The sequence below is a fragment of the Legionella geestiana genome (assembly GCF_004571195.1).
GTDB lineage: Bacteria > Pseudomonadota > Gammaproteobacteria > Legionellales > Legionellaceae > Legionella_B > Legionella_B geestiana.
The window spans coordinates 635,176-647,247 of sequence record NZ_CP038271.1 but is presented as its reverse complement, the minus strand read 5'-3'; the positions used below and the strand labels follow the sequence as shown (position 1 = coordinate 647,247).

The following is a 12,072-nucleotide window of genomic DNA, read 5'->3' as shown; positions in this document are numbered from 1 at the left end:
TTGAGTACGTTGACAGGAGTCATTGATGCAAACGGGCAGGGATAAAACGGCACTGGTGACGGGGGCGAGCCACGGGATAGGTCAGGCACTTTCCATGCGGCTTCTTGAAAGCGGCTGGAACGTGTTTGGCTGCGGGCGGGATGAAAAAAGCCTTGAAGCGCTGCAGGCACGCTTTCCACAATTTCGCCCGCTGCAGGCAGATTTTACCTCCAATCATGATTTAAACGCGGTAGTGCGCGTGATTACTGAGTCCAATGTGCCTCTTTCGCTGCTTGTGCATTCTGCAGGCGTTAAAAGCGCGCCACGCCCCTTGACGCAATACGATTGCGAGAGTTTAGACGAAGAGCTGCTCGTCAATCTGCTGGCACCGATGAAGCTCAGCGCAATGCTTGCCACGCTTATGCCACCGGAATCACGCATCCTTTTTTTGACCTCAAGAGCCGCCAGCCTGACACTCGAGGAAGTGGCTCCTTATTGCGCCAGTAAGGCCGGACTGGATTCGCTTGCCGCTGTGTTGCGCAAGGAACTGGCTTCTGCCGGAATTGGGGTTTGCAGTGTTATCCCGGGCGAAGTGAATACCGGCATGCAAAAAACCCTGCGCGAAACACGGTCGTTTCATCTGCATACTCAATTTGAACATGCGTTTAAAGAAGAGCGATTAATTGCCCCTGAAGTCTGTGCACAATTTCTGGAATGGTTGCTTTGCCGCTGTCCGTTTGTAGATTTCTCGACACGCGATATGCCGATTTCCATTTATGACGAATGGCATCATCCGTTCTGGCTTATAGACGCAAAGCAGCTGCCGCCGTTTCCATTTGGTTGACTTTTGAGCACCCATCCCCCATTAATTATAGTGAGCCTCGCTGCTGGTGGGTGGCTGTTATGAAAGAAATCCTGCAATTTGCTGTACTGATGGTCATCGTGCTGATGCTCCTCGTATATGTTTTTCAGCGGCAACTGATATATTTCCCGTCACGGGAAATGCCGCGGCGTGAGGACTATCAGGCAGAGGACATGCGGGTGGTGACGCTTCATACCCGTGATGGCTTGCGCTTACAATCCTGGTTTAAGGCGCCGAAAGCAGGCCTGCCGGTTATTTTGTACCTGCACGGCAATGCGGGACACATTGGCTATCGAATGCCGTTTGCAAGACAGTTGCTAGAGGCGGGCTTTGGTCTCTTGCAGCTTGAGTATCGAGGTTATGGCGGTAATGAAGGGCATCCCACGGAAGCCGGTTTGTATGAGGACGCACGTGCCGGAATGCGCTTTCTTGAAAGTGAACACCTCTCTGACTCAGGGATTGTCGTGTTTGGGGAGTCGCTCGGTACGGCTGTAGCCACGCAGATTGCACTGGAAAATCAGTTTTGCGCCGTGATACTGCAATCGCCTTTTACCTCCTTAAGCCATCTTGCGCGCTACCACTATCCATGGGCGCTGATACCGCCCTGGGACCGCTATGATTCGCTTGAGCGGATAGGGCGCATGCATGCGCCACTTTTGATAGTGCATGGCCTGCAGGATGCAATCGTGCCCTACGCGCATGGAAAGACGTTATATCAGGCCGCAAACGCGCCAAAAAAAATGTTGAGTTTCACGCAGGCAGGGCATAACACATTGTGGAGTGCGCCAGAATTTTCGCGGCATGTTATTGATTTCATCAAATCGCACTGCGCCGAAAGGCAGGGCAATGGTATGAGTGTTAACGTAAAAAATGGGTAAATATGATTAAATGTTATTCAGATTGATGTTACAATTGCTGAATCAGCTAATGGTGGATTTTGAAGGGTACCAGAATGGCAAGCAGCAGTGAGCAGGTTCAGCAGCAGCAACAGCGTGCAAGTTCATCATCATCATCATCATCATCATCATCATCTTCTTCTTCTGAAAGCAGGCTCAATCTGAGTAATGATTTGGTCACAGAGGCTACAAACTTTGCGACCCAATCCCCTGAAGGCATTCCAGCACATCCCGTTTACACCCTTCTTGCCGAGATGGCCGAGATATCAGATAACAGCTATACAAGAGGGGATGCCGCCAGACAAGATTTGCGTCGTCTTCAGTTAGATTTGATTCAGGCGCTTTTTGACTACCGTGTGAAGATGAGTGTGGCTACTGCTGATGAGCGCCATTACCTGGCCATAGACTTTGATGATACGATGTCACGGTCTTTTTTTCCAAACGGTATTTTTCAGAGTACGCCGCGAGCGTCTTTTATCCGCCCCATGGAGGCGTTCTTCGCGCAAATGCGCTCGAGCAGCAGCACGCAGATTGAAATTTTTTCACATAAAACCACTTTCGAGGCGATGCAGCCTGAGAGGCAGAAAGCTATCGACGAAAGCTATTTGCAGTTTCTTCTGAAGCACCCGGGGTTTGATGTATATACTTCGGATGATTTGCTGTATACCGATGTGCCAGAAGGTGTCACTGGCTTCAGCTCGCGTGATATCGCGCTCCCCCTGATGCGGCGATTTTATGATGATGAAGGGCGTTTTAGGCCTGATATCAGCGATACGGATATCCAGACAATTGCTGAAGCGCTCAGTTCTTTAGATTCTGCTCCTGATAAGCAGGATGCAGTCAAAGCGTTGGTAGCTCGCATTCAAGCGATGAACGTCCTTTCACAACGCCGCGCAGCGATTGACGGCGAAGCCGAAACCGTCGGCAGTCTTGTAACAGCATGTCACCAACATTACTACCAAAAAATCGATCATAACAAGTCGAAAAGCATGCTCAAGGCGGATATGCTGGCGCATCGACTCAGAAGAAAAGACGCCGCTTCTTTTGCCACTACCGCTTTGATAGATGATGCATTTAATAATATTGGGGCGTTTATCCTCAGTGCGCTTGATAACGGTAAAATCCCCTTCGCCATTCAGGTTGTAAAAGGCCATCCTGCCTTTACGCTTAGAGAGCATGTAATTTTTGAAACGGTGCAAACGGATATTCTGCAAGGTTTGTATGGTGCATTTGTGCAAAAAGACCGCCATGCGCTTGAACGCGGACTTGGTGAACTAAGGGACTTTTATGCGCTTATAGATGCGAATCATTTTACCGATAGAGCGCGCACCAGGGAATTGCAGCAGCTGATTCCGGCTTTAGTTCAGCGATTCAATGTTGACCCTCAGCGCATTCAAAGCTTCTATGATGATATACCTCAGCAGGTAAAAGACTGCGAGCATGAGGCTCAGGTATCGCGGGTTGTAGCGGAGGTTCAAGGAATGACTGAAGCGCCGGAAGAGGGAGAATCCTTTTTTTCAAGACACAAAGAAAAGTTCGCGACAGCAGGCTTTATCGCAATCCTGACCCTGGGCTTTGCGCCATTGGCGGTCGTCCTCGGTGTTGTACTGCTAAAAACGCTCCCTCTTTTTGCAGCAATTCTTATATCGGCAGCCGTTCTTGCCGCGGTAGTCGCTGTGGGCGTGGCAATAAGGCATCATGTCATTAATGATGGTAACGACCGTCTGGTGCCGATGGAGGTTGTCAGTGAATCCCCGGAAAATGGCAGCTGTCCTCAGGAGCCCGGATGCTTTTCAGGGCTTTTTAGTAGCCCCCCGGCCAGGTTTGACCACGTAGACAGTCATAACAAGACCTCAACTATCAGGCCAGACTAAATCAACGCCGCCCGGCGTTCTCGCTCCCCCTATGCGCCGGATATTTTGTGTGCTTGCGTATATATGCCAGTTTTATCGGGTAACGCAAACGGGCACGCAGACGTTCACGTGAAGGTATGCGCTCTCGCGCACATTTGAAATGAGGAGAAGATTAGGAAGCTTCAGACCAAAGGTCGGTATCAACGGTTGTTAACAGATGGCTTTCGAATGGTAAGGCACTTAAGATGCGAATAGAGATTGCAGGTTAGAAATAATTGGCGGAGAGGCAGGGATTCGAACCCTGGGAAGGTCGCCCTTCAACGGTTTTCAAGACCGCCGCTTTAAACCGCTCAGCCACCTCTCCGAACGAGCTGAATACTAGCGCAGCTGCTTCCGCTTGTAAAGAGCCTTTTGTGAAATCGCCATATACATGACAAAAAGCCTGTCATGCCCGCGCAGGCGCTGAGGAATCCCGACATATTTTTGTACAGCGGGCCAGTTTCAACCAGCGCAGACAAGGCTTTGATGAGTTACTGAGAACTTGAAGTGCATACAAATCCGTGATTATGTTATTTTTCGCAAAAAAAGAATCGGGATCACCCGGCGTGGGAGGCAGGGAACTATCCCTGAAAAGGCACAGTGCCAATACAGGGATGGATTCCTGCCGGCGCGGGAATGACAGGATTCGGGTTGTGTGCGGAGGCCAAAATCTCTCCCACACGGTCTTCCCCGCGAAGGCGGGGACCCATTCAGGAGGTTGCACGGTGCCAACGCATGGTTCGGAACCCGCATGCCCGCTGTACAAAAATATGTCGGGATTCCTCAGCGCCTTCGCGGGAATGACAGGGTTTCGGTCTTCCCCGCGCAGGCAGGGGACCCATTCAGGAGGTTGCACGGTGCCAACGCATGGTTCGGGACCCGCATGCTCGTTGTACAAAAATATTTCGGTATTCCTCGGCGCGCAGGCGGGCAACTATCTGTCAAAATAATCCTGACTTGATGTCCGGGGTGGTTGATAATTGGTGACAGCCCCTGTCCTGCAATTCGTTGATGCACTCCATATAACCATCCCTGTGGAGATGGGATATTTGTTATTTCATTTCATATTATTGAGTTAACTAAATTATTTCACTGCCGTACACAAAATGGCTGCCCGCCTGCGCGGGCATTACAGGATAGTTTTATTATTTAGGGCGTGCCCATATTATGGAATGAGAACACGCCCTGGAGTAGTTAACTCGTACCAGTCATTTGAGTAGCATCTTTATCGTAAACGTCTCGCAATTTAAAGAAGCTCGAGTATAATGTGCCGACGTGCGCCGTGACACCGGCGTCTTGTAACAGGGGTTATTTATGAAGCGTTTTCAGGGGCTGCTGCTTTTTGTGCTGGTGCTTGGCTTGACATCGTGCAAGAGCTGGTGGAAGAAGGATGAGCTTGAGGATAACGGGCCGTTTAAAGGGATGACGGCAACAGCGCTCTTTGTCGAGTCGAAAAAATACCTCGACAAGGATGAATATGCCAGCGCCATCAAACGCCTCGAGGCGCTTGAGTCCATGTATCCTTTCAGCAAATATGCAGAACGCGCGCAGATGAACCTCATTTATGCCTACTATAAAAATGAGGAATACCCCGCAGCAGCCGCCACCGCCGAACGTTTTATCCATTTATATCCGCGAGCGCCGCACGTTGACTATGCCTGGTACATGAAAGGGCTTGCGAACTTCCAGCAGACACGCGGCGTGTTCGCCAACTTCCTGCCCATGGACGAATCCTGGCGTGACCCAGGCACTCAGACACAGGCGTTCACGGATTTCAGCCTCTTTGTGGCGCGCTTTCCTGAAAGTAAATACCGTCCAAACGCCCAGCAGCACCTGATTTATCTGCGCAATGAATTTGCCGAACGCGAGCTTAAAACGGCTAAATACTACTATTCGCGCAGCATGTACGTTGCCGCTGCGAGCCGCGCGTCTTATGTCGTGAAAAACTACCAGCAGGCACCGGCTGCCAAAGATGCGCTCGCCGTTCTTTACCATGCCAACAAAGCACTTGGCCTTGAAAAAGCCGCTGCTGATGCGCTGGCTGTATATCAGGCGACCTGGCATCAAACGCCTGATGAGCCTCATTTTGTGCGCTAGGGCGCATAAATGACTGCTGCAATGCCCCATTGCCTCTGTGGCTCACTTATGCCCTATGAGGGCTGTTGTGAGCCGTATCATACTCATGTTACGGCCGCTCCAACTCCTGAAGCATTGATGCGTTCACGCTACACCGCTTTTGTGCTTGGAAATATTGACTGGATTCAGGCGTCCATGAAAGGCGCGCCTCTCGAGGGGTTTGATGCTAACGCCGCTCGCCTGTGGACGTCCTCAGTCACCTGGCTTGGCCTTGAAGTGCTTAATGCAGGCACGCAGGATGCAACGCATGGTACGGTTGAGTTTATCGCGCGCTTTCTTGAGCGGGATGCTCTGGTCTTGATGCACGAAATCAGCGAATTTGAGCAGGAAAACGGCCGTTGGTTGTATGTAAATGGCCGGGCGGGGGCGATGGCGTCCCACAAAAAAATTCCGCTCAATGCGGCCTGTCCCTGCGGGAGTCAGCGTAAGTTTAAGAATTGCCACAGTAAACGCTCAAGGACGTAACGGTGGCAGATACGTCCTTCCTGAGGGGTTAAACGACCGCTTCTTCAGGCACTGCCGTTTCAGTCGCTGTGTCTGTAAGGCCTGCAAGCAGCGCATTGACGAGTGAACGCAGCTCTCCTGAAAGCAGGGCAAGCTCGGCATCCCGTTGCAGGTATTCTTCTTCAAGCTCACGAATTTCACTGAACTCATCCACAAGATAATCAAGGCACTTCAGACGCTTCAGGGTAAGATCGGTCGTCAGCGAAAACTGCACGCGCTCATTCCAAATCAAAGAGACTTCCGATGCGGCAAGGCCTTTATCAAGCAGAGCCAGCACTTCATCGGCCGGCAATTCGCAGCCCTTGCAGCTGAAACGCTTTTTCTCATTGTCGAGCGCAAACAGCTGGCAGTCAGCGGCCAGCGCAAAGTTGGCAGGTAAGGTTGAGGGGTCATTGAGCCATGCGGCAAAGCGTTGAGCCAGAGTGTCGGGAATGTGAAGCGGCTCAAAGCGGATACCTGGAATGGTTTTTCGTAAAAGCGCCATCAGTTGCGAGGCTTGCGTGCCGCTAGCCGTATTAACGACAAGGCGTTTGGCGCTCGTATCAAGAAACGCCTGCATTTTTTTCTGCACACAAAACGATTTTGGCAGCAGTTCAAACTCAAGATCTTCAGCCATTTGCGCTTTTTCAGCACGCTTAACGCGCCGCCCCTGCTGCGCCTCAAGCGCCTCAATGCGTTCAGCAAGCAGGCGATTAATCACGCCGCGCGGCAGAATCCGCTCTTCCCGCCCCATGCAAAAAAGGGCGCATCCTGCGATTTCCATCACCAGTTCATCAGCAAACGCCGGCATCCAGCCAGTCACTGAGCGGGCATGCGGCGGACAGGGCTTAAGCCGTTCATGAGCCAGCAGTTCATTTAAATCCGCAGCTTCCTCAAGCTCATACTGAAACACAATCGCGTTGTTAAACCACATGCTAAATCCTTCAGGTGAAAAACGGGGATGCTAGCACGGATGTCGCTCTTCTGCGAGAGGGGATGAGATTTGAGAGTATCCCTCCCTTCCATCCGTTATCCACTCTGTAAGACACCGTTTTAATATGGCACAATGCGCGTTTTTATTAACGGATATGTTCATGCCTTCCAGTCTGCCCACGGTTACACTGATACCCGCCCGCGAGAAATCCCTGTTTCAGGGGCACCCCTGGATTTTCCCCAAAGCCATAGAGAGCATGAGTGCCACCCCGGAGACGGGGGAGCTCGTGCAGGTAGCAGGGCAGAAGGGGGAGTTCCTGGCCCTTGGCGTCTATAACGCGCATTCCCTCTATCGCGTGCGGGTACTGGCGCAAGCTGGAGAGGAATGCGCATCTCTGCGTGCCATTGTTGAGCAGAAACTGTTAAATGCCAGTCGATTGCGGACAAGCCTGCAGCTTCCTTCACCTGCAACCACTGCCTATCGTGAGTTTAACAGTGAGGGCGATGGGCTTTCGGGGCTGGTGATCGACCGATTTGGGGACGTGGTTGTGGTCGCCGCTTTTGCTTTTTGGGTACAAAAACACCGTTCACTCATCGAGGAATGCATACGCGAGATTCTAAAGCCTGCAAGCCTTATCTGGAAGCCACAGCAAAAACCCCTCGCACAGGACGGCTGGGATGGGGATATTGATACGAGCTGCAGCGGGCAGGCCCGCGTGATGGAAGAAGGGGTGCTTTTTGATGTGGATTTCTCTGATGCGCAGAAAACGGGCCTTTTTCTGGATCAGCGTGAAAACCACCTGCGTATTGGCGCGCTCGCAAGAGGGAAGCGGGTCCTTGATTTATACACCTACAGCGGCGGTTTTGCGCTGCATGCGGCGCGTAACGGTGCTGCTTCAGTAACTGCGATAGACAGCTCGGCCCCCGCCATTGCAAAGGCGCGCGCCAATGCAGAAAATAATGGGATTACTTCAATTGAATTTATAGAAGACGATGCCCGCAACTGGCTCGCGCGTGCCGGTGATTTTGACCTGATTATTCTTGACCCGCCCAAACTCGTGCCCTCACGCCGTCACCTTGAAAAAGCACGTAATTACTACCGGTATTTACACCGGGAAGTGTTTAGAGCCATGAAGCCTGGCAGTCTACTCATGACCTGCAACTGCTCGTCTGCCATGGATATCCGTGCCTTTGAGGAACTTGTCAGCCTGCAGGCTTCACACGTAGGCAGGCAGGCGCGCATTCACGGGATTTTTGGACCCGCTGCCTGTCATCCCACACTTGCTTTTTTTCCCGAAGGTCAGTACCTTGGCGCGATACTGTTATCCGTCTGAGGGAGAATAAGGATGCTTCTTGACAGGGATTTGTCGTGCGTGGTGCTTGTGGATGTACAGGAAAAACTTGCCCCGCTGTTGCCGGAAAACGCGTCTCTGATTGCTCGCGGCGCCTGGATTTTACGCCTTGCCGAGACGCTTTCCGTTCCCGTTATGGTCTGCGAGCAGTATCCGCGTGGACTTGGCCATACCGTAGAAGCGCTGCGTCCGTTTCGTGAGCGCTCCCCCTGTTTTGAAAAAGTGGCTTTTTCCTGTTTTGCTGATGCGCCGTTTGCCGCTCACCTGCTTGATGAGGGGCGTAAGCAGGTGGTGCTCATCGGCATCGAAACCCATGTGTGCGTGCTGCAAAGTGCACTGCAGATGAAGGCTGCGGGATTTGAAGTTTATGTGGTTCGGGATGCGGTTGGCAGCCGTCATGCGCTTGACCATGAAACTGGCCTTTCACGCATGCAGGCAGAGGGTGTGCATGTCGTCACGTCCGAGATGGTGTTTTTTGAATGGCTGCGGGTCGCCGGCACTAATGAATTTCGTGAATTAAGTCGTCAGTTTATGAGGGAAGAGGCATGAAACTCGAGAATAAAACAGCGGTTGTTACCGGTGGCGCATCAGGCATGGGGCAGGCATGTGTGACAGCGCTCGAGGAGTGCGGCGCGCGCGTTGTAATCTGGGATAAAGACGCGAACGCTGATAACGCCATTCGCTGTGATGTTTCCAGTGCCGCATCAGTTGAGGCGGCGCTCGTGGCCACTCTTGAGCGCGCAGGGGTGCCCTCGATTCTTGTGAATTGTGCAGGAATCGCTCCTGCCAAAAAAATGGTGGGTAAAGACGGGCCGATGCCGCTTGATGCCTTTGAGAAGGTTATATCGGTGAACCTCACGGGAACGTTTAACACCATGCGCCTTGTCGCCGATGCCATGTCGCGCCTCGTGCCGGACGCGGATGGTGAGCGCGGCGTTATTATTAATACGGCATCCATCGCGGCTTTTGAGGGGCAAATCGGACAGCTTGCTTACAGCGCCTCCAAGGGCGGGATTGTCTCCATGACACTGCCTGCTGCGCGAGAGCTTGCGCCGTATGGCATTCGTGTGAATACCATTGCTCCAGGGCTGATTGCCACTCCTTTACTGCTTACCATGCCAGAAGAAGTGCAGGCCAGTCTCGCCTCTACAGTAACGTTCCCAAAGCGTTTTGGTTCTGCGAAAGAATTCGCCGCTCTGGTGGTGCATATCATTGAAAATGGGTTTATCAACGGTGAAGTGATTCGCCTTGACGGCGCGCTGCGCATGCAGGCGCGCTAGGGCGCTACCGTGAATTGACCGTTGTTGTGCAGAGGCCCAGCATGATTTCCGCAATTGCAGAAGCTGACGGTGAATAGCGGCGGCTTTTGACTGCTTCTCTCAAGCGTGCGACTTTAGCTTCATCAACGGGAGCATTGTGGTGATCCCGTGTGGTTTTGGGCGGATGTGTGCGTCTGGCGGGGACAGTCAGCATGCGTAATTCCTCTCAGGGCTGTTCAAACTGATAATCCTGCTCTAAGATGTACCACATTTTGTTGGTTGGGGTAAAGCATGTGGAAGTTTGTGGGGTGGATGCTCTGTTTTTCGTTGAGTGCAAACGCTCTGGCAACAAGCCACCGCCCTCAGGAAATGCTTGAGAGTATTCGCGGTACCCCGAATGAAGGCACGTACATCGTTGAGCACTTCTGCAGCACCTGTCATGCACTGAATCCACAAATTCCGCTTGGCGCCCCACGCATGGGAGTGGCATCTGACTGGCAGGCTCGCAGTTCACAGGGGATGGAAGTGCTTTTGCACCATACAGAGGAAGGCTTTGGCGCCATGCCCGCTCGCGGCGGCTGTTTTGAATGTACCGATGAGCAACTTGCCCTCGCTATTGCAGCACTGCTCCCCGCCCGGAAAATCAGTAAATAATCCCCCCACTGAATCACTATAAAAATCATAAAGTAAAAAAAATTAACAAAAAAGACTAAACTCGCACGAAATTCTTCCGATATAGAGGAAAACAAGGAGGGATTAATCGTGAACAAAATGCTCTTGGCAATACCTGTATGTGGTCTGCTGGCAGCCTGTGCTTCCACCGATCGCTCCGTACCCATCGTGGACGATGCCGGTTACACGCACTACACCATGTCCATGTCGGCGGACAGCAAGGGAAGCGGTTACTTTCCTGCAAAGCGCCCGGCAACTGGTAAAAAAGTCTTTGTTTTTGACCCTAAAGCGACTGCATGGGCCGCATATGATGCCGACGGTAACCGTGTGAAGACCGGAAGCGCTTCGGGTGGGGCTGATTATTGTGAAGACGTTGGCCGCCCATGCCGCACCGTCACAGGAACGTTTAAAGTCTATTCCAAGAAAGGTCCTGACTGTACGTCAAGCCTGTATCCCATTGAAACCAACGGGGGCGCAAAAATGCCCTACTGCATGCACTTCAGCGGTGGATACTCTATTCATGCGGCTTATGAAGTGCCAAATTACAACGTCAGTCACGGATGTATCCGCGTACTTCCAAGTGCTGCAAGATGGCTGAACGAGGACTTTATCGATGTAGGTACTACGGTTATTGTCAAGCCTTACTGATGACCTGCGGGACTGTCTGTTATGTGTATCCGTAACCCGGGCTTGTTAGCTCGGGTTACGGTGTTTTCTATGCAAATAACCTATTGTATTTAATGATTTTTTTAGGATTGGCTGAGCGCCACGAAGCCCGGCATCGGGTATCCTCAAAAACCGGATGTTTTTATCAAGCATCCTGTCCCGCGCTTATCAGCGCAGGCTACGGCGTTTTTTTCAAATAAAGCATTGTATTAAATAGGCTTTTCGGTAGGCTGGGTTGAGCACCGCGAAGCCCGGCATCGGGTATCCCCAAAGGCTGGATGTTTTTATCAAGCATCCTGTCCCGCGCTTATCAGCGCAGGCTACGGCGTTTTTTTTCAAATAAAGCATTGTATTTAATAGGTTTTTCGGCAGGCTGGGATGAGCATGGCGAAGCCCGGCATCGGGTATCCTCAAAAACCGGATGTTTTTATCAAGCATCCTGTCCCGCGCTTATCAGCGCAGGCTACGGCGTTTTTTTCAAATAAAGCATTGTATTTAATAGGCTTTTCGGCAGGCTGGGTTGAGCACCGCGAAGCCCGGCATCGGGTATCCCCAAAGGCTGGATGTTTTTATCAAGCATCCTGTCCCGCGCTTATCAGCGCAGGCTACGGCGTTTTTTTCAAATAAAGCATTGTATTTAATAGGTTTTTCGGTAGGATGGGTTGAGCACCGCGAAGCCCGGCATCGGGTATCCCCAAAGGCTGGATGTTTTTATCAAGCATCCTGCCCCACGCTTATCAGCGCAGGCTACGGCGTTTTTTTCAAATAAGGCATTGTATTTAATGGGTTTTTCGGTAGGATGGGTTGAGCACCGCGAAGCCCGGCATCGGGTATCCCCAAAGGCTGGATGTTTTTATCAAGCATCCTGCCCCACGCTTATCAGCGCAGGCTACGGCGTTTTTTTCAAATAAGGCATTGTATTTAATAGGTTTTTCGGTAGGA

General features: G+C 51.7%; 13 protein-coding genes and 1 tRNA gene. 10 read left to right on the top strand and 4 right to left on the bottom strand.

Annotated features, from left to right (window positions below):
- The first annotated feature begins 25 nt into the window (after positions 1–25).
- From E4T54_RS02865 to E4T54_RS02855, 3 genes are all read left to right on the top strand, one after another.
- Positions 26–823, top strand: a complete 798-nt coding sequence (locus E4T54_RS02865) for an SDR family oxidoreductase (protein WP_081776789.1) — start codon at positions 26–28, stop codon at positions 821–823.
- A 59-nt stretch (positions 824–882) separates the two neighbouring features.
- Entirely contained in the window at positions 883–1,719 is an 837-nt protein-coding gene (locus E4T54_RS02860) for an alpha/beta hydrolase (protein ID WP_051550990.1), read from the top strand.
- A 74-nt stretch (positions 1,720–1,793) separates the two neighbouring features.
- Complete coding sequence (locus E4T54_RS02855; protein WP_028386973.1) at positions 1,794–3,611, top strand: hypothetical protein; 1,818 nt, start codon at positions 1,794–1,796, stop codon at positions 3,609–3,611.
- Positions 3,612–3,866: 255 nt separating this feature from the next.
- Here E4T54_RS02855 and E4T54_RS02850 read toward each other — a convergent pair.
- Positions 3,867–3,954 (bottom strand) — tRNA-Ser (locus E4T54_RS02850).
- 989 nt (positions 3,955–4,943) lie between these two features.
- Here E4T54_RS02850 and E4T54_RS02845 point away from each other — a divergent pair.
- Positions 4,944–5,726: an outer membrane protein assembly factor BamD gene (locus tag E4T54_RS02845; RefSeq protein WP_028386975.1), complete on the top strand. Its 783-nt coding sequence runs from the start codon at positions 4,944–4,946 to the stop codon at positions 5,724–5,726.
- A 9-nt stretch (positions 5,727–5,735) separates the two neighbouring features.
- Positions 5,736–6,230: a YchJ family protein gene (locus E4T54_RS02840; protein WP_238582827.1), complete on the top strand. Its 495-nt coding sequence runs from the start codon at positions 5,736–5,738 to the stop codon at positions 6,228–6,230.
- Between the two features lie 28 nt (positions 6,231–6,258).
- Here E4T54_RS02840 and E4T54_RS02835 read toward each other — a convergent pair whose 3' ends face one another.
- Positions 6,259–7,182 carry a recombination-associated protein RdgC gene (locus tag E4T54_RS02835; protein ID WP_028386977.1) on the bottom strand — a complete coding sequence of 308 codons (924 nt, stop codon included), beginning with the start codon at positions 7,180–7,182 and terminating at the stop codon, positions 6,259–6,261.
- A 160-nt stretch (positions 7,183–7,342) separates the two neighbouring features.
- Here E4T54_RS02835 and E4T54_RS02830 point away from each other — a divergent pair, with 160 nt between their 5' ends.
- From E4T54_RS02830 to E4T54_RS02820, 3 genes are read left to right on the top strand one after another with little or no spacing between them, the layout of a single operon-like run.
- Entirely contained in the window at positions 7,343–8,515 is a 1,173-nt protein-coding gene (locus E4T54_RS02830) for a class I SAM-dependent rRNA methyltransferase (protein WP_035903427.1), read from the top strand.
- Between the two features lie 12 nt (positions 8,516–8,527).
- The gene (locus tag E4T54_RS02825) at positions 8,528–9,082 is read left to right on the top strand and encodes a hydrolase (protein WP_028386979.1); all 555 of its coding nucleotides are present in this window, start codon (positions 8,528–8,530) and stop codon (positions 9,080–9,082) included.
- A complete protein-coding gene (locus E4T54_RS02820) occupies positions 9,079–9,813 on the top strand; it encodes an SDR family NAD(P)-dependent oxidoreductase (protein ID WP_028386980.1) in 735 nt (244 codons plus the stop codon). The genes E4T54_RS02825 and E4T54_RS02820 overlap by 4 nt, the downstream gene beginning before the upstream one ends.
- Before the next feature lie 4 nt (positions 9,814–9,817).
- Here E4T54_RS02820 and E4T54_RS02815 read toward each other — a convergent pair whose 3' ends face one another.
- Complete coding sequence (locus E4T54_RS02815; protein ID WP_028386981.1) at positions 9,818–10,006, bottom strand: flagellar biosynthesis anti-sigma factor FlgM; 189 nt, start codon at positions 10,004–10,006, stop codon at positions 9,818–9,820.
- A gap of 77 nt (positions 10,007–10,083) precedes the next feature.
- Here E4T54_RS02815 and E4T54_RS02810 point away from each other — a divergent pair, with 77 nt between their 5' ends.
- Both E4T54_RS02810 and E4T54_RS02805 read left to right on the top strand, forming a co-directional pair.
- Complete coding sequence (locus E4T54_RS02810; protein WP_051550992.1) at positions 10,084–10,446, top strand: c-type cytochrome; 363 nt, start codon at positions 10,084–10,086, stop codon at positions 10,444–10,446.
- Positions 10,447–10,563: 117 nt separating this feature from the next.
- A complete protein-coding gene (locus E4T54_RS02805) occupies positions 10,564–11,112 on the top strand; it encodes a L,D-transpeptidase (RefSeq protein ID WP_420795133.1) in 549 nt (182 codons plus the stop codon).
- 210 nt (positions 11,113–11,322) lie between these two features.
- Here E4T54_RS02805 and E4T54_RS02800 read toward each other — a convergent pair whose 3' ends face one another.
- Entirely contained in the window at positions 11,323–11,568 is a 246-nt protein-coding gene (locus E4T54_RS02800; protein ID WP_131793713.1) for a hypothetical protein, read from the bottom strand.
- Positions 11,569–12,072: the final 504 nt, after the last annotated feature.